Annotated in this window: 18 protein-coding genes; 10 read left to right on the top strand and 8 right to left on the bottom strand. The window is 69.8% G+C overall.

The features are described 5' to 3' along the window. The first annotated feature begins 262 nt into the window (after positions 1 to 262). From ACN27F_RS12555 to hpxZ, 4 genes are all read left to right on the top strand, one after another. Complete coding sequence (locus ACN27F_RS12555; RefSeq protein ID WP_421433498.1) at positions 263 to 928, top strand: GntR family transcriptional regulator; 666 nt, start codon at positions 263 to 265, stop codon at positions 926 to 928. Between the two features lie 112 nt (positions 929 to 1040). Next, complete coding sequence (locus tag ACN27F_RS12550) at positions 1041 to 1730, top strand: cysteine hydrolase family protein (protein WP_421433496.1); 690 nt, start codon at positions 1041 to 1043, stop codon at positions 1728 to 1730. 8 nt (positions 1731 to 1738) lie between these two features. After that, positions 1739 to 2431, top strand: coding sequence for a cysteine hydrolase family protein (locus tag ACN27F_RS12545; RefSeq protein ID WP_421433494.1), 693 nt, complete (start codon positions 1739 to 1741; stop codon positions 2429 to 2431). A gap of 11 nt (positions 2432 to 2442) precedes the next feature. Further along, on the top strand, positions 2443 to 2898 hold the full coding sequence (gene hpxZ, locus ACN27F_RS12540; RefSeq protein WP_421433493.1) for an oxalurate catabolism protein HpxZ: 456 nt from the start codon (positions 2443 to 2445) through the stop codon (positions 2896 to 2898). 108 nt (positions 2899 to 3006) lie between these two features. Here the strand turns inward: hpxZ and ACN27F_RS12535 are convergent, their stop codons facing one another. The 3 genes from ACN27F_RS12535 to xseA form a co-directional block, all read right to left on the bottom strand. After that, positions 3007 to 4575: a pectate lyase family protein gene (locus ACN27F_RS12535; RefSeq protein ID WP_421433492.1), complete on the bottom strand. Its 1569-nt coding sequence runs from the start codon at positions 4573 to 4575 to the stop codon at positions 3007 to 3009. A 473-nt stretch (positions 4576 to 5048) separates the two neighbouring features. After that, positions 5049 to 5300, bottom strand: a complete 252-nt coding sequence (locus ACN27F_RS12530; RefSeq protein ID WP_421433491.1) for an exodeoxyribonuclease VII small subunit — start codon at positions 5298 to 5300, stop codon at positions 5049 to 5051. 41 nt (positions 5301 to 5341) lie between these two features. Further along, positions 5342 to 6571, bottom strand: a complete 1230-nt coding sequence (gene xseA / locus ACN27F_RS12525; RefSeq protein ID WP_421433490.1) for an exodeoxyribonuclease VII large subunit — start codon at positions 6569 to 6571, stop codon at positions 5342 to 5344. A 114-nt stretch (positions 6572 to 6685) separates the two neighbouring features. Here xseA and ACN27F_RS12520 point away from each other — a divergent pair, with 114 nt between their 5' ends. Next, a complete protein-coding gene (locus ACN27F_RS12520) occupies positions 6686 to 7723 on the top strand; it encodes a 4-hydroxy-3-methylbut-2-enyl diphosphate reductase (RefSeq protein WP_421433489.1) in 1038 nt (345 codons plus the stop codon). A gap of 5 nt (positions 7724 to 7728) precedes the next feature. Next, positions 7729 to 8193, top strand: coding sequence for a hypothetical protein (locus tag ACN27F_RS12515; protein WP_421433487.1), 465 nt, complete (start codon positions 7729 to 7731; stop codon positions 8191 to 8193). 89 nt (positions 8194 to 8282) lie between these two features. Here the strand turns inward: ACN27F_RS12515 and ACN27F_RS12510 are convergent, their stop codons facing one another. Together ACN27F_RS12510 and ACN27F_RS12505 are read right to left on the bottom strand one after the other, a co-directional pair. Next, positions 8283 to 11540 (bottom strand): S8 family serine peptidase, encoded by a 3258-nt coding sequence (locus ACN27F_RS12510; protein ID WP_421433486.1) that lies wholly within the window; start codon positions 11538 to 11540, stop codon positions 8283 to 8285. Between the two features lie 194 nt (positions 11541 to 11734). Beyond that, complete coding sequence (locus ACN27F_RS12505) at positions 11735 to 12931, bottom strand: DNA recombination protein RmuC (protein ID WP_421433484.1); 1197 nt, start codon at positions 12929 to 12931, stop codon at positions 11735 to 11737. A 91-nt stretch (positions 12932 to 13022) separates the two neighbouring features. Here ACN27F_RS12505 and ACN27F_RS12500 point away from each other — a divergent pair, with 91 nt between their 5' ends. Then, entirely contained in the window at positions 13023 to 13805 is a 783-nt protein-coding gene (locus tag ACN27F_RS12500) for a hypothetical protein (protein WP_421433483.1), read from the top strand. A gap of 75 nt (positions 13806 to 13880) precedes the next feature. Continuing rightward, on the top strand, positions 13881 to 14588 hold the full coding sequence (locus ACN27F_RS12495) for a hypothetical protein (protein WP_421433482.1): 708 nt from the start codon (positions 13881 to 13883) through the stop codon (positions 14586 to 14588). Positions 14589 to 14657: 69 nt separating this feature from the next. Here the strand turns inward: ACN27F_RS12495 and ACN27F_RS12490 are convergent, their stop codons facing one another. Beyond that, a complete protein-coding gene (locus ACN27F_RS12490; protein WP_421433480.1) occupies positions 14658 to 15446 on the bottom strand; it encodes an SGNH/GDSL hydrolase family protein in 789 nt (262 codons plus the stop codon). Positions 15447 to 15793: 347 nt separating this feature from the next. Here ACN27F_RS12490 and ACN27F_RS12485 point away from each other — a divergent pair, with 347 nt between their 5' ends. Then, positions 15794 to 18430 carry an IPT/TIG domain-containing protein gene (locus ACN27F_RS12485; RefSeq protein WP_421433479.1) on the top strand — a complete coding sequence of 879 codons (2637 nt, stop codon included), beginning with the start codon at positions 15794 to 15796 and terminating at the stop codon, positions 18428 to 18430. Positions 18431 to 18566: 136 nt separating this feature from the next. Continuing rightward, a complete protein-coding gene (locus ACN27F_RS12480; RefSeq protein ID WP_421433477.1) occupies positions 18567 to 19394 on the top strand; it encodes a class I SAM-dependent methyltransferase in 828 nt (275 codons plus the stop codon). Here ACN27F_RS12480 and ACN27F_RS12475 read toward each other — a convergent pair. Both ACN27F_RS12475 and ACN27F_RS12470 read right to left on the bottom strand, forming a co-directional pair. Then, entirely contained in the window at positions 19387 to 21321 is a 1935-nt protein-coding gene (locus tag ACN27F_RS12475; protein ID WP_421433476.1) for an ABC transporter ATP-binding protein, read from the bottom strand. The two genes, ACN27F_RS12480 and ACN27F_RS12475, sit on opposite strands and share 8 nt — an antisense overlap. Continuing rightward, the gene (locus ACN27F_RS12470; RefSeq protein ID WP_421433475.1) at positions 21318 to 23102 is read right to left on the bottom strand and encodes an ABC transporter ATP-binding protein; all 1785 of its coding nucleotides are present in this window, start codon (positions 23100 to 23102) and stop codon (positions 21318 to 21320) included. Before ACN27F_RS12470 ends, ACN27F_RS12475 begins: the two co-directional genes overlap by 4 nt. Positions 23103 to 23119: the final 17 nt, after the last annotated feature.

Below are 23119 nucleotides of genomic sequence, written 5' to 3'. Positions count from 1 at the left end.
GCAGGGCGATGTCGCCGAGCTGCGGCGGTGTCCGGATCCTGGCACGTGCGCACCGGCGCGGTCGCTCGCGGGTGGTGGCGGGCCCACCGGTTGGAACGCCTCGGCCTGGGAGGATGGAGCGTGCCCGATGGACCGGGCGCCCCGGCGGCGGCCCTGACCCAAGGTTGACCGGCTGCCGAACCCTACACCGTGCGTACTGGTGGCAGACTCATGTGCGTACTGGTGGCAGACTCATGTGCGTACTGGTGGCAGACTCAACAGAGTGAGCGACGTGGCCGCATCGTCAGTTGAAGGTGAGCTGGAAAGCCTCAGCCTCGTGGAACTGGCTGTACGGCGACTCAGTCGCGAGATCCTCAGCGGCAAGACCGACCCGGGAGAACGGCTCGTCGAGGAACACCTGACCCGCCGGCTCGGCATCAGCCGGGCTCCGCTGCGTGAGGCGCTTCGGCTGCTCGCCCAGCAGGGCCTCGTCGAGCACGTACCGCGCCGGGGGGTGCGGGTGGCCACCCTGTCCGACCGTGACGTCCAGGAGCTGTACGCAGTACGTGACGTGCTGGAGCGCCACGCCGTCGAGGTCGCGTTGCCGGTGGTGCGCGACCGCGCTCTCGGCGGCCTGCGGGCGGCCATCGACCAGATGCGGATGGCGACCGCCGTCGGTGACCGGCTGCGGGTCGCCGAGGCGCACCGGCGGTTCCACGTCGAGCTGGTCCGCCTGGCCGGCAACCAGCAGCTCATCGCGGTCTACGAGTCGATTCTGGTCAAGCTGCAGCTGTACATGGCGATCAACCTGCGGCGGGAGGCCGAGGTGGCGCAGCCGATCGACGGCGTGCACCGACACGAGCGGCTACTCGCCGCGATCGAGGCTGGTGACCCGGCGGTGGTGCTGCACGAGCTGGCCGACCACGGGGCGCGTACCTACCTGCGCTGACCACCGTCGCCGGCGTTCGGTGATCACGTCACACGCTCGTTACCAGAGATGGTGTTGTCGGAAACAATACGGTCGACAATCGACCGTATCCACAGCCACCGAAGGAGGCGTGATGGTCCGGATCGGTCCGGTCAAGGCAGCGCCCTATCCCTGGCCGTACGACGGAGCCGCACCGGTCGAGCGGACCGCGCTGCTGTGTATCGACTGGCAGACCGACTTCTGCGGCCCCGGCGGATACGTCGACGCCATGGGCTACGACATCAGCCTGACCCGGGCCGGGCTGCCGGCCACCGCCCGACTGCTGGCCCATGCGCGTGAGCTGGGCATGCTGGTCGTGCACACCCGCGAAGGGCACCCGCCCGACCTGTCCGACCTGCCGCCCAACAAGCGGTGGCGCTCGGCCCGCATCGGCGCCGAGATCGGTGGCGCGGGTCCCTGTGGCCGCATCCTGATCAAGGGTGAGCCGGGCTGGGAGATCGTCCCCGAGGTCGCACCGGTCGCCGGCGAGGTGATCGTCGACAAGCCGGGCAAGGGCGCGTTCTACGCCACCAACCTCGACCTGGTGCTGCGTACGCACGGGATCACCCACCTGCTCCTCACCGGGATCACCACCGACGTGTGCGTGCACACGACCATGCGCGAGGCCAACGACCGCGGCTACGAGTGCCTGATCCTGTCCGACTGCACCGGCGCCACCGACCCGGGTAACCACACCGCGGCGCTGCACATGGTCACCATGCAAGGCGGCGTCTTCGGCGCGGTGTCCACAGCGGACGACGTGATCGCCGCGACTGAGCGATGATTGCGACCGTGACTGATCATCCCCTGGTACGGGTGCCGGCCCGGCCGTCCACGTACAGCTTCGAACCGGCCACCACCGCGCTGCTGGTCATCGACATGCAACGCGACTTCCTGCAGCCGGGTGGCTTCGGGGAGAGCCTGGGTAACGACGTGACGCAGCTGCGCCGCACGATCGAGCCGCTGGCGGCGGTGCTGGCCGCCGCCCGGGCGGCCGGGCTGACCGTCGTACACACCCGGGAAGGGCATCTGCCGGACCTGTCCGACTGCCCGCCGGCCAAGCTCAACCGGGGGGCGCCGAGCAAGCGCATCGGTGACCCGGGGCCGAACGGCCGGATTCTGGTCCGCGGCGAGTACGGCCACGACATCATCGACGAACTCGCGCCGGCCGACGGTGAGCCGGTGATCGACAAGCCGGGCAAGGGCGCGTTCTACGCCACCGACCTGGACGGGCTGCTCGGCGAGCGGTCGGTCACCAGCCTGCTGGTCACCGGGGTCACCACCGAGGTGTGCGTGCACACCACGGTCCGGGAGGCCAACGACCGCGGCTACGAGTGCCTGGTGCTGGCGGACTGTGTGGGGTCGTACTTCCCGCAGTTCCACGCCGTCGGCCTGGCGATGATCGCCGCGCAGGGCGGCATCTTCGGCTGGGTCGCCGAATCGGCCGACCTGCTCGCCGCGCTCGCCCCGTCGGTGTCGGCGTGACCGGTCCGGCCATGAGTCGCAGGGACGGTGGCGGTCCGGTCAGCACCGACGTCGACCGACCGGAGGTGCTGGCCGAGGTGGCAGCCGCCTTCACCGCCTACGAGCAGGCCCTGGTCGACAACGAGGTCGAGGCGATCGTCGGCTGGTTCTGGCCGAGTGGGCACACGGTGCGCTTCGGGATCGCCGACCACCAGTACGGCATCGACGAACAGCGCCGGTGGCGGGCGGCCCAGCCGCCGCTACCGCCGGGTCGGCGGCTGCACGACGTGGCGCTGACGACGTTCGGTGCCGACTTCGCGGTGGTCACCTGCCGGTTCGACTATCCCACCGGCATGGCGGGCCGGCAGTCGCAGACCTGGATACGTTTTCCCGCCGGCTGGCGGATCGTCAGCGCCCACGTCTCCGAGAGCGCCCACGTCTCCGAGAGCGCCCACGTCTGTGGGCCGGCCATCGACCGGCCGGCATGAGCCGAACACCGGATACCTTTCCCTGTGCAGGTCGGGTATCCGGTGTTCGGCCCATGGCCGCCGGCTCGGTGACAGGTCGCCGACCGGCGGCGGGTGCGGTGCTGCCGGTCAGGCGTACGTCTCGAACTCGGCGACCTGTGGTGTACCGGACGAGCTGGTGATCTCAAAACTGATCTTGCGCAGTGCGGTCGAGGCGAAACTGATCACGCCGGCTCCGCTGCCGGTGGCAAGGGTGGCCCCGGTGTCGTGGTTGTACAGCCGCCACGATCCGATGTTGCCGACCCCGCCCGAGGCTTCCCGGATGTTGACCGAGGAGACCGTGGTGTCCGAGTCCCACTTGATCGAGATCCGGCCGGTCGAACCGCTCGGCGACCAGTAGCTGCTCATGCTGCCGTCGCGGACGTCGCCGTAGCTGGTCCCGCTGGCCTTGCTGGAGCCGTCCGAACCGGCCCCGATGCTGAGGTTGGTCCCGCTCGGCGGGTTCGTCGGGTTCGGCGGGGCAGTGGTCGGGTTCGGCGCCGGGGTCGTCGGGTTCGGGCCCGGGGTCGTCGGGTTCGGCGCCGGTGTCTGCGGGGTGCAGCTGCCGTTGGACACCTGGTTGCCCTTGTTGGCGCCGGCCAGCTGCCGGACCAGGTTCGGCACGCAGCTGGCCCCGTCCAGGCTGTACGAGTACGGGATGCTGACGCTGGTGTTGGACTGCGGGTTCGGGCCGGCCGGGTTGGTGTCACCGCCCGGGCTGGACCAGGTCACGTTGTCGAAGATGTTTCCGCTGACCTGCCAGTAGCCGGCCTCGCTGGTGTAGAACGTGCCGAGGACATCCTTGGAGTCCTCGAAGTAGTTGTTGTCCACCTTGGCGCGTCCCCCGGCCCGGGAGTTGATGCCGGACTCGTGCAGGTTCGCGTAGTAGTTGTTGTAGATGTGCGAGATGCCGCCCCGCAGCAGTGGCGTGCGGGAGTCGATGTTCTCGTAGAGGTTGTGGTGGAACGTGATGTAGCCGTTGGACTGGTCGCTCTCGCTGGACCCGATCAGGCCACCGCGGCCGGAGTTGCGCAGAATGCTGTACGACAGGGTCACGTACTGCGTGTTGTTCTTCAGGTCGAACAGACCGTCGAAGCCCTCCGACTCGCCGCCCGACGCCTCCAGGGTGACGTGGTCGACCCAGATGTTGCGGACGTCGGCCTCCATGCCGATGGCGTCGCCACCGTTCGAGGTCGGCGAGCCCGACTTCTTGACGTTGCGGACGGTCACGTTCTGGATGATGATGTTGCTGGCTTCGCGGACGTGGATGCCGATCTGGTCGAAGACGGCGCCGCTACCGACCCCGATGATCGAGACGTTGCTGATCTGCTTGAGTTCGATCACGCCGTCGGCGGTGTTACAGCTGTCACCCGAGACCTTGCTGGTGTTGCCGTGGTTGATGGTGCCCTGCACCTCGATGACGATCGGGGTGCTGCTGCTGGCCCGGTTGCACAGCGCCGTGTGGATCGCGGTGCCGGTGGTGGCCCGTACCGTCTGGCCACCCGCACCTCCGGTGGTGCCACCGTTCTGGGTCGCGAACCCGGTGGCGCTGCCGGTGGCTGCCGACGCCTGGGGGATCGACATGGCTACGCCGATCGTGCCGGCGACGGCTGTCGTGGCCAGCCCTGCGAGAAGCCGCAGTGCGACTGGTCGTCTCATCGTTGTCTCACCTTCGTCTTGGATGTGGGGTGTGCTGCGGCAGATCCGGGTGACCGCATGCCGGTGGGATCGCACGCCCGGGGGATCGCACGTTTCGTGGGTCGGCCGCCCCGCCCGTGCGGGGCCCAGGTGGTGGCGGCTGTAGGCAGACCGTCGGCCGGGTGGCAGCCGGCCCACGGTCGCTGGCAGACCGTGCGGCCCCAGGAGCGGTGCCGCGGTGCGGCGTTGCTCCTGGGTGATGTGGACGGTGACGGCCGCACTGCGGCCTGGACGCCAAGGCCGTCAGCGTAGGGACGTGAGGTCACCCGGACCGCCTCGCGTCCGCGCCGCCGGTGTGCTGCAGCACACGGTTACCGGGTATCCCCGGAAAGCGCTTTCCCTTGCGAGGATAGGGGGAGGTCTATCGACTTGGCAAGATCTAGTCCGTATTGTTCGGAAATGCCAGTCTGTGTCTTATCTGCCTGACCCGGCCGTCAACCGCTGGCCGGGCGGGACTGGCGGGCGGCTTCGAGGCGTTCCCGGGCACCGTCGAGCCAGCGCTGGCAGGTGCCGGCGAGTTGCTCGCCGCGTTCCCACAATGCCAGCGACTCCTCCAGCGAGACGCCACCGGACTCCAGCCGCTCGACCACCGAGGCCAGCTCGGCACGAGCCTGTTCGTAACTCAACAGGTCCCCGGTGGCCGAGGCTTGCGCCGTACCGTTCGCGGCAGCCCTCTTCGCGCTCATCTCGCGCCTCACTCCGTCAGCTCGGGACTTCGATCATCAACTCAGGACTCGTCCGTCGCCACTGCCGCCAGATCGCCGCCGGCCAGCCGCAGCCGCAGCCGGTCGCCGCTGGACACCTCGTCGGGCGACCGGACCACCTGGCCGGCGCGATCCTGCACGATCGCGTACCCCCGGTCGAGGGTCGCGGCCGGGGACAGCGCCCGAAGCCGGGCCAGTGTGTGACCCAACTCGGCGGTACCGGCGGCCAGTCGGTGGGTCAGGCACCGAGTGGCCCGGTCCCGCAGCGCGTCGATCTCGCCGGCCCGCCCGTCCAGCAGCACCTGCGGCCGGGCCAGCACCGGACGCGACCGCAGCATCTCCAGCCGATGCGTCTCCCGGTCGAGCAGGCCGGTCACCGCCCGGTCCAGCCGGTGCCGGGCCAGCGCGATCAGCCGTAGCTCCTCGGACAGGTCAGGCACCAGTCGCTTGCCGGCGTCGGTGGGTGTGGACGCGCGTACGTCGGCCACGTAGTCGAGCAGCGGGGCGTCCGTTTCGTGCCCGATCGCGCTGACCACCGGCGTACGGCAGCCGAACACCGCCCGGCACAGCGCCTCGTCGGAGAACGGCAACAGGTCCTCGACGCTGCCGCCGCCCCGGGCGATGACGATCACGTCCACGCTCGGGTCGGTGTCCAGCGCCCGGAGCGCGTCGAGGATCTGCGGCACCGCCGTGGGGCCCTGCACGGCGACGTTGACCACCCGGAAGTCGACCGCCGGCCAGCGGCGGCGGGCGTTGGTCAACACGTCCCGCTCGGCGGCCGACGCCCGGCCGGTGATCAGTCCGATCCGCTGCGGCAGGAACGGCGGACGGCGCTTGCGCGCCCGGTCGAACAGCCCTTCGGCGGCCAGCAGTTTCTTCAGCTTCTCCAGCCGGGCCAGCAGCTCTCCGAGGCCGACCTGCCGGATCTCGTCGGCGCGTAGGCTCAGCGTGCCACGCGCCGGATAGAATTCCGGCTTGGCGCGCAACACCACCCGGGCACCGTCGGTCAGCTCCGGGGCGCCGGTGTCGAGCACGTCCCGGTGGGTGGTCACCGTCAGACTCAGATCGGCCGACGGGTCGCGCAGGGTCAGGAAGACCGTGGTCGCGCCCGGCCGCCGGCTGATCTGTGCCACCTGCCCGTCCACCCACACCCAGCCGAGCCGGCCGATCCAGGCGTTGATCTTCTGGCTGACCACCCGGACCGGCCACGGTTGCGCCGCGCTGCTGCGCGGTGTCGGGTCGGTGTCGGTCACCCGGCCAGGGTACGGGCGGGTGGTGACACCGCCGACGCACGCCCCGCCGGTGGCCGTCCGCTGCCGGCAGCGGCTGCTCTGCCGGCTGTCCGCCCGGCACGTAGACTCGGGCGGGTGAGCGAGCTTGACGCGAGTCCAATCCACCGTAAGCGGGTGCTGCTGGCCAATCCCCGTGGCTACTGCGCCGGAGTCGACCGCGCGGTGCAGACCGTGGAAGAGGCGCTGAAGCTGTACGGCGCCCCGGTCTACGTACGCAAGCAGATCGTGCACAACAAGCATGTGGTCTCGACCCTGGAGGCCAAGGGAGCGATTTTCGTCGAGGAGAACGCGGAGGTCCCGCCCGGCTCGACCGTGGTGTTCTCCGCCCACGGGGTGGCGCCGGAGGTGCACCAGCAGGCGAAGGCGCGTTCGCTGAAGGCGATCGACGCCACCTGCCCGCTGGTGACCAAGGTCCACCAGGAGGCCCGCCGGTACGCCGCGCAGGACTACGACATCCTGTTGATCGGGCACGAAGGCCATGAGGAGGTCGTCGGCACCTCCGGTGAGGCCCCGGCGCACATCCAGTTGGTCGACGGCCCGCACGACGCCGACCGGATCACCGTACGCGACCCGGAGAAGGTGGTCTGGCTGTCGCAGACCACGCTGTCGGTCGACGAGACCATGGAGACGGTGGCCCACCTCAAGCGCCGGCTGCCGATGCTGAAGTCGCCGCCCACCGACGACATCTGCTATGCCACGCAGAACCGCCAGCAGGTGGTCAAGCAGTTCGCCGCCGAGTGCGACGTGGTGTTGGTGGTCGGCTCCCGTAACTCGTCGAATTCGGTGCGCCTGGTCGAGGTGGCGCTCGGTGCCGGTGCCCGGGCCGGCTACCTGATCGACTACGCCAGCGAGATCGACGACGCCTGGCTGGCCGGTGCCACCACGGTCGGGCTGACCTCCGGAGCGAGTGTGCCGGACGAACTCGTCGGGCAGGTCCTGGCCCATCTCGCCGAACGGGGCTTCGCCGACGTCGAGCAGGTCACCACCGTCGACGAGCAGATCACCTTCGCCTTGCCGGCGGAGCTGCGCCGTGACCTGCGGGCCGCCGCCGCGACGACGACGGAGACCGGCCCTGGCGTGGTGGGAACTGACGTACGAGCCGGTGCGTCCTAGATCGTATGAGAGTCACTCGGATCGGCGTACCCCTGTTGCTTGCCTGCCTGGCGCTGCCGGCGTGTGGCACCGCAGAGCCCGGCACCGAGCCCGACCCCGACCCGGTGCCGACCGTGACGGTCGAACCGACCTCGGCACCGGATTCCCCGAGCGGAGGTGCCACGGTGAGCACACCACCCGAGCAGACCCCTGGACCGCCCGAAGACCTGCCGGCGCCGACGTCGCCGGGGCGTACCCCCGGCTCGGGTAAGCCGAGCGGGTCGTCGCGGTCGATGACGCTGACCGGCACCGTGGTGGCCGGCGTGGAGCACAACTGCTTCCTGCTGGACGGCTACCTGCTCGTCGGCGGGGCGCGTGACCTGGTCCGTCCCGGTGCCCGGCTCAGCGTCACCGGTCACGTCCAGGCGGATCTGATGACCACCTGCCAACAGGGCATCCCGTTCATGGTGCAGCGGGTCGAACCCGCCTGAGACGAGGCGGTCGACACCCGCCAACGGGGAAGGGGCCCATCCCGAACCGGGATGGGCCCCTTCCGTCGTACGGATCAGACAGTCGGTTGCTAACTCACCGAGTTGACCGAGACACCGCCCCGGCCCACGACCGCACCCTGTCCGGTGACGACGAGCATCTCACCGAACAGTTCCCGGCCGGCGTCCGGCGCGGCGTCCACCGTGACGCTGCCGCTGAGGGTCGTGCTGGCGCCGTTGGCCAGCTCGACCGAGACCGGCTCGACCGAGATGGTGCCCAACCCGGTCGAGTAGAACACGTCCAGGTAGTCGTACTCGGTGGTGCCGGCCGGCACCGCGTAACCGTCGACCTCGATGTCGTAGACACCGGGCGTCGGGTTGTTGATGGTGACCTGTTCCTCCGAGTCACCGTCGGCGTTGTACGCGATCAGCGACCCGCCACGGTAGATGAACAGGTCCAGGTCGGCGCCGAGATCGCTGGTGTTGCCGATCTTCGCGAACAACCTGGTCGCGCCGGCCGGAACCGTCACCTGGAAGGTCTGCACCTCCAGATCGGCGATGGTCGGCCGCTCGCTGTTGGCCGAGCCGAGCGAACCACCCTCGCCGGAGACCATGACCGGGCCGAAGGCGTTGGTGACCGTCCAGGTGATCGGAGTCGGCTCACCGACGGTGACCCCGTCCAGCACGGTCGTGGCCGGGTCGACGGTCACGCCCTGCACCTGCGCGGTCAGCTCGAACGGGTTCTGCATCAGCGGCGAGGTCCGGCGCGACTCCACCTGGATCTCCCAGACACCCGGCAACGGGTTCTGGTAGTCCCGCTCGTCCGGCTTGCAGCCGGCCGGGTCGGAGAAGTTGGTGTAGCAGACCAGGCTGCTGGAGCTCTCCACCGGTACGCCGTACGGGTTGATCGGGATGAACCGGGTCTGCGACCCGTCCGCGATGCCCGACAGGTTCACCTGCAGCGCCGTCGCGCCTTCCGGCACGGTGACGAAGTACGAGGTGTAGGCGTTGCGGTCGACCTTGCCGGAGGTGCTGAACCCGTAGTCCGGGCCCGGCATCGCGGTCGACGCCACCACCGTGTTCATGATCTCGAAGTCGATGGTGGCGGTGAACGGGTTGTCCACCCGCAGGATCGCGCTGTGCACCCCGGCGTCGGGGGTGGCCCGCACGTTGATGGTGACCTCTTCGTTGAGCGGCAGCACGACCTGGCCGGGAGCGGCGAAGGTGCCGTCGTTGCCGACCCACTTGAGCTTGTGCAGCAGGTCGATGTCCGGCCCGCTGGTGCGGGTGATGGTGACCGGGTAGGACTTGAACTGGCCCGGCCGGTGACCGCCCGCGTCGGCCGCACACCGGTTGTAGACGCCGGTGCCCTCGTTCGGGGTGGCCAGGAACTCGGAGATCGGCGTGCACACCGGAGCGGTGACGTCGTAGTCGTTGACCTCGATGTCCTCGCGCAGCAGCTTCCAGGTGTCGGCCACGTGCAGCATGCCGTTGCCCTGCTCATGGGCGTCGACGCCGTTGATCCACCGGGCACCGCTGTACAGTGCCCGACGCAACTGCATCGGAGTGACGTCGAGGCCCCTGGCCTTGACGCCCGACATCAGCAGCGCGACCGCGCCGGTGGCCTGAGGGGAAGCCATCGACGTGCCGTTGTACATGGCGTAGCCCGGCGGCAGCGGGTAGCCGGCCTCGGGCACCGGCTCACCGGCCTCCCAGCCGGCGACGGTGGAGATGGCCGCACCCGGGGCGCTGATGTTCGGCTTGAACCCGCCGTCCTCACGCGGGCCGCGCGAGGAGAAGTTGAACATCGCGTTGCGGGTGCGGACCTCGGAGCCGTAGTTGGCCAGCCAGGTGCTCCGGCTGACGCTGGCGCCGACGCTGACCACGCTGGAAGCCACCGACGGGTCACCGATGGTGTTCGTGCCCGGTCCGGAGTTGCCGGCCGAGATGAACATCTGCACGCCGTACACGTCGATCAGGATGTCGTAGAGCTCCGCGCGGGCGTTGTTGCCGTCGTTGAGCGCCGGCAGGCCGCCGATCGACATGTTGATGATGTCGACGCCCCGGTTGATGACCATGTCGATCATGCCGTCGGTGAGCGCCGCCGCGGTGCAACCGCCGGCGAACGTGCAGGCCCGGGAGGAGACCAGCTTGGCGCCGGGCGCCGCACCGTCGAAGTCCTCGTTGCCCAGCATGTCGTTGGCGGCGATGATGCCCGCCACGTGGGTGCCGTGCGAGGAGGAGATCAGACCGATGTTGACGTAGTCGATCAGACCGGGGCCGCCGACCGGAGCGGTGTCGACGTCGGTGCGGTACTCGACGACGAACGGCACCTGCTCGGCGATCGGGGTCGCCGGGTCGTCCGTGCCGAAGTGGCCGATGTCGAAGTTCTCCTGGTACGGGCGCATCACCGGCTCGTCGGTGAAGTCGAAGTCCTGGTCCACGTCGACCCGTACGTCGTTGGTGGCCGGGTCGTACAGCACACCGAACCGGTCGGTGGTGTCGCCGTCCCGGTTGACGTCACCGTTGGCCGCCCCACCCACGGTGATCGACTCCGAGAACAGGTTGATCATGTAGGAGCCGGCCGGTGCGGACCAGGTGACGCCGGCATAGCTGAAGCTCGGGCCGCTCACGCTGGTGAGCATCGGGCGCCAGGTGCCGTCGTTTTCGTACACCGGGTCGATCGGGGTGACCCAGTCGATGATCTTCCGCTCGCCGGTGGAGGTGGTGGCCAGCGCCGGGTGATCGAGGTCGATGCCGGAGTCCATGATGCCGACGACGACGTTGCGGCCGTCCCAGCGGGGGTGGCTCTTCTTGAACGAGACCGCACCGGTCTCGTGCGTCGGCATGTAGGGGTTGACCGCCGGGGTGTCCGGTCCAGGGCCGGTGGCCTCGGTCGCGACGGAGGAAGCGGCGGGCGCGCTCTCCGGCACCGGGTCCGGCATCGGGATCGTCTCGTTGAGGTCGACCGCGGACACACCGGGAATCTTCGACGCTGCAAGCACCTTGCTGGTGGGTACCCGGGCCCGTACATAGCCGACCTCGTCGACCTGGTTGCCGATCACGCCGCCGAGCTTGGTCAACTCCGCGGCGACCTTCGGGGCCTGGCCCTTGTCGGTCGCGACGATCAGCGTCACGCTCTGCTCACTCTTGGCTTCCGCCTCGGCGAGCAGGTCCATGTCGTGGGACCCCAACGTGTCGGCAGGGGTGTCCTTCAAGACGTCGGCTTCGGTCGACGGGTTGGCACTAGCGGTGGACGCACCACCCGCCAGCGTCATGGCACCAGCCACCATGACGGATGCCAGGAGGGCGGCCGAGGTTCGCCGTCTCCAGATGCGGGGTTTACTCACGTTTTCTCTTCCTCCGGAAGAACTTGGCCCTGGGGTGCAGGACACGTGTGACCGCATCCTTTGCGCTGTGGACGATCGCTGTCACTACTTCTCACCGCGTTGTGACCAGCCCGTGACATGCATTGGCCTGAATGGGTGGTATGGCTGTAGCGATATGCCTGCAATTAGTGATGTCAATCCGGGGTTTTCCCAGCTCAACCCGTCCACTCGGGACGTGACGGACGCTGTCCGTCCGCACCGGTCGGCTCCACCAACTCGGGTGCCTGCGCCTGGCGCGGCGCCAGCTCCACCTGTTCCGGCGGTGTCAGCGCACTGCCGGAAACCCCGAGATCGGCCAGCTTGCGGGCACTGACCAGCACCCGTGCCTCCAGCGACCCGACCGCCCGGTTGTATGCGGTGACCGCCCCACCCAACGCGCTACCCAGCTTCGTCACGTGCTCGCCGAGCGTGCCCAGTCGCCCGTACAACTCGCGGGCCAGGGAATGCACCGCGACCGCGTTGCGGGCCAGCGCCTCCTGCCGCCACGAGTACGCCACCGTGCGCAGCAACGCCACCAGCGTCGCCGGGGTGGCCAGCACGATGTCCCGGCTGAACGCGTGCTCCAGCAGACCCGGATCACGCTGCAACGCGGCGTCCAGGAACGGGTCCGCCGGCACGAACAGCACGACGAACTCCGGCACCTGCTCGAACGCCGACCAGTACCGCTTGCCGGCGAGTCCGTCCACATGGGCGCGCAGGTGCCGGGCATGGTTGTCGAGCTGTTGGTCGCGGGACCGTTCCTCGCGTGCCTCCATCGCCGACAGGTACGCCTCGAACGGTGCCTTGGCGTCGACCACCACGCTGCGCCCACCGTGCAGCCGGACCACCAGGTCCGGACGTACCACCTGCTGATCGGTAGCCGCGGTGACCTGCTCGGCGAAGTCGCAGTGCTCCAGCATGCCGGCCGCCTCGACGATGCGTCGCAGCTGGTGCTCGCCCCACCGGCCGCGCACCTGCGGGGCCCGCAGCGCCGCGACCAACTGCTTGGTCTCGGTCCGCAGCTCGCCGGAGACGGTGCTCATCGTTCGTACCTGCTCGCGCAGCTCGGAGTACGCGTCGATCCGGTCGTGCTCCAATTCGGCCACCCGCTGCTCGTAGCGGCGCAGTGCGTCGTGCAGCGGTGCCACCGCCCGCGCCACCGCCTCCTGCGACTGGGCGGTCGCCTCGTACGACAGCGCCCGCAGCGACTGTTCCAGCCGGCCCTCGCCGTCCCGGGTGGCCCGCAGCGTCGCGTCCAGGCGGGCGATCTCGGTCGCCGACCGGGCCCGAGCGGCGAGCCAGCCGAGTGCCGCCCCGCAACCCAGACAGACGATCACCACCACTACCGTCGCGACATCCACGCCGGAAAGCATGCCAAACACTCATGACGTAGCGCCGCAGGCCGCCGCTGGCGTGCGGCGGCGTGCTGGCTGACGGTGGATCGGGGCGGCTACCGTCGTACCCATGGAATTTCTTCTGCTCCTGGTGCTGGTGGCGCTGCTTGCCGGTGGCGTGCTGTGGTGGCGGCGGGAGAGCACCGCGCGGACCCAGCGGGCGCTGGCCGACGCCCGGGCCGAGGCGCAGCGCTGGTACGAACGGCTCGGCGGCCAGGTGATGAACCTGCACGGCGACGAGCCCGCGGTGAAGCAGGCGCTGCTCGACGCGGGTGAGCGCTACAACGCGGCCGGCTCGCAGCTGGAGCAGGCCCGCAGCGTCAAGCAGTTCGAACTGGCCCGCGAAACGGCACTGGAGGGCCTGGCGTACGTGCGGGCCGCCCGGGTGGCGCTCGGTATCGACCCCGGTCCCGAGCTGCCCCAGCTGGCCGCCGCCCGCGGCGCCGGGCAGCTCACCAAGGAGCGCGAGGTCGACGTCCAGGGACAGACCTTCCGGGCCGGCCCGCATCCGGGGCCACAGACCCCGCACTACTACCCCGGCGGCTACTACCAGGGCCGGCCGGTCCCGGCCGGCTGGTACTCGCAGCCGTTGTGGAAGCCCGCGCTCGCCGGTGCCGCCGGTGCCGTGGGCGGCATGCTGGTCTTCAGCGCGCTGTTCTCCCCGGCCTTCGCCGACCCGGGCTACGACGCCGGCTACGCCGCCGGACTGGAGGATGCCGGCGCCGGCGACGAGGACTTCACCGGTAGCGACGAGTTCGGCGGTGTCGAAGACCCTGGCGGTGGTGATTTCGGTGCGGATTTCGGCGGTGGTGATTTCGGTGGTGGCGACTTCGGCGGCTTCGGAGACTTCTAGGTAGGGCCGGGCAGACCCGATGGAGTAGGGCTAACCGGATGGTGCGTCGGCGTCGCAGCCGGCAGAGTCGTCGTTGTGGAAACCCAGCAACAGCGTCCCCCCGGTACCAGCGCGGCCGAGGCCGCCGGCAACCGCCCGGCCGGCACCGCCGGCCGGTCGGCCGCCGGCATGAGCCGTCAGCCCGAACGGGTCGGCTGGCTCGCCGGGCTCGGCACGGCCGCGCTGGCCACCGGCGTCGCGACCGCCGCCGCCCAGTCCGTTGGCCGGTTCCACTGGTGGGCCGGCTTCGTCCTGGTGCCCGGCGCGCTGATCGCCGCCGTCGGCGGCCCGCTGCTGACCCGCGGCGGTGGCCGGGCCTTCGGCGGGTACGTCATCACCTGTATCGGTGCGCTCGTGTTCACCGTCGGCACGCTGCTGATGCTCGGGTTGATGGCCGTCGGCTGGCCACTGATGATCACGCTGCCGTGCCTGGCGGTCACCGGCACCTACGGCTGGCGCCCGGACCATCCGCTCGCCCGTGGGCTGCACCGCACCGTTGCCCTGCTCGCCCTCACCGGGGCAGGAGTCGGCGCCACCTTCGGACTGGTCGTCAACGGCGTGGTCGACTTCGGTGACACCGGCTGGTGGGGGGCGTTCATGATGTTCGCCGCCGCCGTGGTCTTCGCCAACGCGCTCGAACTCGGCCGACACCGGATGCCGTACCGGTTGCAGGCTGTCACCCTGCTCGCCGGCCCGTCGGTCGTGGCATTCCTGCTCGGCCTGCGTTTCCTGCGTGGCTGGTGACCACCGGTTCAAGGGCACATCAGCAAGGCCACGTCCGTGCACCGGCCAGCAGTCGCGTCCGGTCCCGCATCAGGCTCGGGTTCCCGTGTCGGGTGCGGTGTTCGCCCCGGCGGCCCGGACCGGCACCCAGCCGGGATACTTGGCGACGCGGCCGTCACCCGACGAGCGCCCGCGCAGCCGGCGGTGCACCCAGGGCAGGACGAACTCGCGGTAGTACCGGGCCTCGGCGAGCAGACCACGGCGACCGACCGGATCGGGATCGACCACGTGCGCGGCGGTGGTGTGACCCAGCCCCGCCAGCACCAGGCTGGCGACCCGCCGGTGGCCAGCCGAGTTGAGGTGCAGGCGGTCGGTCGACCAGTACTGCGAGCGGCTGGTCTCGGGATCGTTGAATATGTCGACGAACTCCATGCCGTAGCGGGCGGCAAGCTCGGCGGTGGCGGCGGTGAGCGCCAGCGCGCGCCGGCGCATCACCGAGCCGAACGGCAGCCGCGCGGACGGATCGCCACCGCTGAGCAGCACCAGCCGTACGCCGGCGTCGGCGCAGCGGCGCACCGTGCCTTCCGTCAACGCGACCAGCCGGGCCATGTCCGCGCCGGGGCGCATCATGTCGTTGCCGCCGCCGTTGAGCGTGATCACCGTCGGGGCGGGGGAGAGGGCCAGCGCCCGCTCCAACTGGTCGGTGACGATCGGCTCCAGCAACCGCCCCCGCACTGCCAGGTTGGCGTACTGCACGGTGCCGCCGTGTGCCGTCGCCAGGCCGGCGGCGACCAGGTCCGCCCAGCCGCGTACGGTCCCGTCCGGCAGTTCGTCGCCGACGCCTTCGGTGAAGCTGTCCCCGATCGCCACGTACCGCACCCGCGACCTCCCCGTCCCGCACCGGCGGGAACCAAATTACCTCCCGGTACCGAAGGGCGCTGTGACGCGGATCCCGCGCGGGTGGACGCGGCACGCTGGGCCAGAACTGGCCGTTCGAGGCGATCACTCTACGTGTTGGATGCGGTGAGGGCTTGGTCGATGGCCGAAGTCTGCTCGTCCGGCGGATCTGCCGGTCGATGGTCCGGTGAGCGCGGTCGGTCGATCGGGCCGATGTTCGTCCGATGCATCCTATTCGCAGCAACTTAACCTGATTTGCCCTCGTTCTCGTTTCTGGTGGACGGGCACTCCGCCCGTCCGGTTCACGTTGCAGACGAGACGAGGAAGACGTGCGTTCAACAATCAACCGGGTGGCCGCCTTCTCGATGGCCGCGCTACTCGGGACCGCTGGCGGCTTGGCGGTGACCACCACGCCGGCCCATGCCGCTCCCGGAGACGCGCAGGCGCGCGGGGTGGTCGTGAACCTGGATGCGGAAGTGCTCGGGATCCCGGTGATCCAGGCCGACGCCGTGATCGGCTCGGCCACCGCCCCACCCGGCGGTGGCACCGACACCGAGACCCTGATCGACATCGACCTGCCGGGTGCCATCGGAGTGATCGCCGACGGCACCGTCGTGGAGGTCAGCGCGACCAGAGGGCCGATATCCTCCTTCGCCTCCTCATCGGTGGCCGGCCTGTCGTTGAGCATTCTCGGGCTGGACGTAGTCGGTGCTTCGGCGGTCGAGGCGGCGGTCAGCTGCCCGTACCTCGGCCCGCAGACGGCTGACACGACGCTGACCGACTTGACGGTCTTCGGGTTGCCGCAGGTCCTGGTCGCCAACGGGCCGAGCCTCGACCTGAGCGCTGCGGTGACCGTGCCCGGTCTGGTCGGTGCGAGCCTCGACGTGTCGCTGTCGCGTACCGAGACCGTCACCGCCGACACCGCGGCGGCGGCCACCATCGTGCTCACCGTCGCGCTGTCGGGTGAGGTTCTCGGAATCCCGGTGGTCATCCCGGTCGGTGAAGTGATCGTCGCGGAGGCCACCTGTGAACGCCCAGCGGCCCCCGCCGCACCGACGGCGGCGGCGATTGATCCGGATTCTGGTCCGCAGTCTGGTGGTCAGACGGTGACGATCACGGGTACGGGGTTCGTGCCGGGTGGTACGACGGTGACGTTCGACGGGGTGCCGGCTACTGGTGTGGTGGTGGATCCGTCGGGGACGTCGTTGACGGCGGTGACGCCGGCGGGTGCGGTGGGTCCGGCTGATGTGGTGGTGACCACTGATGGTGGTTCTGCCGCTCCGTTGGCTTACACGTATCTGGCTGATGGTAGTGATGCGGTGGTGACCGGGATCGATCCTGATTTCGGGCCGACGTCGGGTGGTACGGCGGTGACGATCACCGGTAGTGGGTTCACGGGGGCGACCGGGGTCACGTTCGACGGCGTGGCGGGTACGGGGTTTTCGGTGAATCCGGCTGGTACGGAGATCACGGTGGTGACTCCGCCGGGGACGGCGGGTCCGGCTGATGTGGTGATCACGTTCCCGGCTGGTTCGGCGGCTGCGGGGACGTTCACGTACGTGGCGCCGACGATCGATGCGGTGGTGCCGGATTCGGGTCCGTCCACGGGTGGTACCACGGTGACGGTGACGGGTACGGGTTTCACCGGGGCGACGGATGTGTTGTTCGGTGGTGTGCCGGGGACCGGTCTGGTGGTGGATCCGTCGGGGACGTCGTTGACGGTGGTGACGCCGCCGGGTGCGCCTGGTGTGGTCGATGTGACGGTGGTGCTGCCGGGCGACGACGCCACCGCACCGGACGCCTTCACCTATGTCGCTGTGGCACCGACGGCGGCGGCGATTGATCCGGATTCTGGTCCGCAGTCTGGTGGTCAGACGGTGACGATCACGGGTACGGGGTTCGTGCCGGGTGGTACGACGGTGACGTTCGACGGGGTGCCGGCTACTGGTGTGGTGGTGGATCCGTCGGGGACGTCGTTGACGGCGGTGACGCCGGCGGGTGCGGTGGGTCCGGCTGATGTGGTGGTGACCACTGATGGTGGTTCTGCCGCTCCGTTGGCTTACACGTATCTGGCTGATGGTAGTGATGCGGTGGTGACCGGGATCGATCCTGATTTCGGGCCGACGTCGGGTGGTACGGCGGTGACGATCACCGGTAGTGGGTTCACGGGGGCGACCGGGGTCACGTTCGACGGCGTGGCGGGTACGGGGTTTTCGGTGAATCCGGCTGGTACGGAGATCACGGTGGTGACTCCGCCGGGGACGGCGGGTCCGGCTGATGTGGTGATCACGTTCCCGGCTGGTTCGGCGGCTGCGGGGACGTTCACGTACGTGGCGCCGACGATCGATGCGGTGGTGCCGGATTCGGGTCCGTCCACGGGTGGTACCACGGTGACGGTGACGGGTACGGGTTTCACCGGGGCGACGGATGTGTTGTTCGGTGGTGTGCCGGGGACCGGTCTGGTGGTGGATCCGTCGGGGACGTCGTTGACGGTGGTGACGCCGCCGGGTGCGCCTGGTGTGGTCGATGTGACGGTGGTGCTGCCGGGCGACGACGCCACCGCACCGGACGCCTTCACCTATGCGGGAGGTCCGGCTCCCGTGATCGACTCGGTCGATCCCGGACAGGGACCGGCCGGTGGCGGAACCACGGTGGTCGTCGGCGGTAGCGGGTTCATTCCCGGCCAGACCACGGTGACGATCTGCGACCAGACGATCCCGGCGAGCTCCGTCACGGTCGACAGCACCGGGACCTCGCTGGTCTTCGTCACTCCGGCCTGCGGTCGCAGCGCGACGACCATTACGGTGACCACACCGAACGGGACGTCGAACGCGATCGCCTTCCGGTACGTCGGGCTGCCGGTCACCGGTAGCGCGACCACGAGCCTGATCACCAGCGGTGGGGCACTCGTGGTCCTGGGTATCGCGTTGCTTCTGCTCGCCCGTCGGCGCGTGAGCAGGGCGTGACGCAGCCGAACCGAAGGGAGCGGGTGGTTCCGGGCGCGCGACAGGCCCGGAACCACCCGCTCGTCGATGACAGGGACGAACGCCGGGACGAATAACGAGATGCCGGACGGCAGGCGGTCGTGCCATCGTCGTCGGCATGACCGACTACCTCGCCGTCAACCGGGCCAGCTGGGACGAGCGTGCCCCGGCGCACGCCGCCTCGCCGGACTACCAGGTCGAGCGGCTGCTCGCCGACCCGGCGCGGCTCAGCGAGGTGGTGCGCTTCGACTTGCCGAGACTCGGCGACCTCACCGGCGTACGAGGGGTGCACCTGCAGTGCCACATCGGTACCGACACGCTGTCGCTGGCTCGTCTCGGCGCCACCATGACCGGCCTGGACCTGTCCGGCGCGTCGCTGGCGCAGGCCCGGCGGATCGCCGCCGCGGCGCAGACCCCGATCGAGTACGTCGAAGCCGACGTCTACCGGGCGGCGCAGGTGCTCGGCACCAACGGATTCGACCTGGTCTTCACCGGGATCGGTGCGTTGTGCTGGCTGCCGAGCGTGGTCCGCTGGGCGCAGACGGTGGCCGCACTGCTGCGCCCAGGCGGGCGGCTGTTCATCCGCGAAGGTCACCCCGCGTTGTGGGCGATCAACGAGAATCGGCCGGACGGGCTGCTCGTGCCCGATCTACCGTACTTCGAGACCGCCGAACCGCTGGTCTGGGACGAGGGTGGCACGTACGTCAGCACCGATGTCACCTTCACCCAGAACCTGACCCACTCCTGGAACCACGGGCTCGGGGAGATCTTCACCGCGCTCACCGGCGCCGGTCTGCGGGTGACGATGCTCATCGAGCACGACAGCGTGCCATGGGAGGCATTGCCCGGCCGGATGGTTCGCGGCGACGACCGGGAGTGGCGGCTCACCGAGCGACGCGAGCGGCTGCCGCTGAGCTACACCCTGCAGGCCGTCAAGATCAACTGAGGCTGTCCCGCCACTGGTGATGTAGCACGGCGTAGCGACCACCGCCGGAGATCAGTTCGGCGGGCGGCCCGTCTTCCACGATCCGGCCGTCGTCGAGGACCAGCACCCGGTCGGCGATCTGCACGGTGGACAGTCGATGGGCGATCACCAGCGCGGTCCGTCCGCCGTCACCGGCGCTGTCACCGTCACCGACGGCACCGTTGAGCATGGTCCGCAGCGCCTGCTGCACCAGCCGTTCGGTCGGTACGTCCAGCGATGACGTGGCCTCGTCCAGGATGAGCACGGCCGGATCCGCGAGCACCGCCCGGGCGAAGGCGACCAGTTGCCGCTGACCGGCGGACAGCCGTCCGCCCCGGCGGTGCACGTCGGTGGCGTACCCGTCGGGTAGACCGGCGATGAACCCGTGCGCGCCGATCGCCCGCGCCGCGGCCTGCACCTGCGCGTCGGTGGCGTCTGGACGGCCGAGCCGGATGTTGTCCGCGATGCTGCCGGCGAACAGATGGTTCTCCTGGGTGACCATGACGATGTGCCGGCGCAGTTGCCCGCCGTCGATGTCACGCAGGTCGACCCCGTCCAGGGTGACCGATCCGCTGAGCGGGTCGTAGAGCCGGGCGACCAGCTTCGCGATGGTGGACTTGCCGGCACCGGTCGCACCGACCAGCGCGACCGTCTGCCCGGCCGGTACGTGCAGGCTCAACTCCGGCAGCACCAGCCGGTCCGGCCGGTACCCGAACGACACCTGGCGTAGTCGTACCGCGCCGCGTACCGGCTGGGGGAGCGGGCGTGGCTCGGCCGGCTCGGGCACCTCGGGCTGCTGGCCGAGCACCCCGGACAGCTTTTCCAGCGCCGCGGTCGCCGACTGCAACGAGTTGTAGAACTGGCTCAGCTCCTGCATCGGTTCGAAGAACCGCCGCAGGTAGAGCAGGAACGCGGCCAGTACGCCGATTTCGGTGTTGCCCTGCAGCACCTGCCAGCCGCCGTAGGTGAGTACCACGGCGATGGCGATGTTGCCGATGCCCTTCAAACTCGGGGAATAGATCGCGATCAGCCGGAACGCCCGTAGGCTGGCCTGGCCGAAACCACCGTTGACTTCGGTGAATATTTCCTGGTTGCGGGGCTCGCGACGGAACGCGTACACCGCCCGCACGCCACCCATCGACTCGACGAAGTGGACGATCATCAGCGAGACGGCCTCGCGGGTCCGGCGGTAGGCGAGGGCGGACGCGCGGGCGAACCACACCGACATCCACAACAGGAACGGGAACGCCACCAGCGTCACCGCCGCCAGTGGCGGGTCCAGCCAGATCAGGATGCCCGCCACCGAGAGCACCGACAGGCCGGCCAGCACCAGGTCGTCGATACCGCCTTCGACCAGTTCGGCGATCGAGTCCATGTCACTGGTCAGCCGGGCCACCACCCGCCCCGAGGTGTAGCGCTCGTGGAAGCCGACCGACAGGCGCAGGAAGTGTCGGTACACCCGTTGCCGCAGCTCCAGCAGGATGGCCTGGCCGATGCGGGACGACAGGATCAGGAAGCTGCGCTTGCCGGCGTACTCGGCGGCGGTGACGACGGCGAACGCCACCGCGATGGCGGTCAGCGGGCGGGCGTCACCGCTGTCGCGCAGCGGCCCGATGGCCCGGTCGATGCCGAGCATGACCAGGTACGGCCCGGCCATGGCGGCGCCGTTCTGCAGCAGCAGCAGCGCGACCGCGACCGCGATCATCCGCCGGTGCGGCCGGGCGAGCGAGCCGAGCAGGGCCCGACTGCGGGCCCGTAACCGGGCGCCGCCGACGTCGTCGTCGAGGTCGCCGCCGACGTCGTCGGGGTTACCGCCGCCGGCGGTATCGGGGTTGCCACCGCTGGCGGCGTCGGACGCGGTCGGCTCGGTGTTGGATCCGTCCGCGACACCCCGCCAGTCGGTCGTCATCGCGACGTGACCAGCCCGTGCCCGTCCGCTGAGAGCACGGACCGGTACGCGGGTACGGTCGCGAGCAGTTCGGCGTGTGTGCCTACCGCCACGATCCGGCCGTCGTCGAGCAGCGCCACCCGGTCGGCCAGCGCGACCGTGGACGGCCGGTGCACCACCAGCAGGGCGGTGGTGCCGGTGAGCACCCGGCGCAGCGCCTGCTCGACCAGCGCCTCGGTGTGTACGTCGAGTGCGGACAGCGGATCATCGAGCACCAGCACCCGAGGACGCCCGAGCACCGCCCGGGCCAGCGCCAGACGCTGACGCTGCCCGCCGGACAGCGAGAGCCCCTGCTCGCCGATGCGGGTCCGCAGCCCCCACGGCAGGCTGTGGACGAAGTCGGCCTGCGCCAGCGCGATCGCGGCCCGCACCTCGGCGTCGGTGGCGCCCGGCCGGCCCAGGGTGAGATTCTCCCGTACCGACATGGAGAACAATGTCGGATCCTCGAATGCCATGCCGACGCACTGGCGCAGTTCGTCCAGCCGCAGGTCACGCAGATCGTGCCCGTCCAGGGTGATCCGGCCGCCGGTGACGTCGTAGAGCCGGGGCACGAGCGAGACCAGGCTGGTCTTGCCGCTGCCGGTGACCCCGGCGATGGCGAGTGTCTCGCCCGGGCGTACGACCAGGTCGACTCCGCGTAGCACCGGCGTGGCCGACCCGGAGTAGCCGAAGGTGACACCGTCGAAGCGCAACTCGCCACGGATCTCGTCGACGTGGATCCGGGCCGCGTCCGGCCGGTCGACGATCGCCGGCGTGGTGTCCAGGACCTCGTAGATCCGGTCGGCCGCGGTCATCGCCTCCTGCGCCTGCGCGATGATCCAGCCGAGCGACTTGATCGGCCAGATCAGCATCAGCTGCAGCGTGACGAAGGCGACCAGTTGCCCGATGGTGAGCTGCTGGTAGGCGACCGCGATAGCGCCGGCGACCAGCACCACCGCGAGACTCGCGTTCGGCACCAGGTCGTAGCGGGCCGACGCGCGGGCCAGCAGCCGACCCTTGCCGACCGCGGTGTCGTGCAGGACGTGCGCCTGCCGGGCGAACCGGTCGGTGAGGTACGGCGCGCGGCCGAACGACACGATGGTGCGGATCCCCTGCGCCGACTCCTCCACCAGAGTGGCCAGGTCCCCCTGCTGGTCCTGCAGCCGCCGGGACACCTGCAGGTAGGCGCGGGTGAACCGGCGGCTGAACAAATAGAGTGGGACGGCACTGGCCGCTACCACCAGACCCAGCGGCCAGTGCAGGTGCAGCAGGAGTGCGATGACGGTCAGGTAGGTGGCCGAGTTGACGATCAGGAAGAGCAGCCCGAACGACAGGAACCGGCGCAGAACCGACAGGTCGCTGGTGGCCCGGGACAGCAGCTGGCCGGACTGCCACTGGTCGTGGAAGGCGACCGGCAGCCGCTGCAGATGGGTGTAGATGTCGTTGCGGATGGTGGTTTCCATGCCGATCGACGAAGCGGTCTGCGCCCACCGCCGGATGAAGATCAGTAGCGCCTCGACGAGCCCGAGGAGCAACGCGAGCCCGCCCAGGACGACCAGTCCGGCCGGATCACCGGCGGCCACCGGTCCGTCCACCACGGCGGCGATGACCATCGGGATGGTGATGCCGGCTGCGGTCGCGGTCGCGGCGGCGGCCAGTAGCCAGCCGAGTTGCCCGAGGTAAGGGCGCAGGTAGCGACGCAGCCGCCAAAGGTTGTGGATCGCCTGCTGTCTGGACGGGGATCGAGCAGATTCGGCGTCCACAGTATGACGGTAGCCGG

The organism is Solwaraspora sp. WMMB335, from assembly GCF_049179075.1.
Classification (GTDB): domain Bacteria; phylum Actinomycetota; class Actinomycetes; order Mycobacteriales; family Micromonosporaceae; genus Micromonospora_E.
This window is presented reverse-complemented; position numbering and strand designations above follow the sequence as displayed.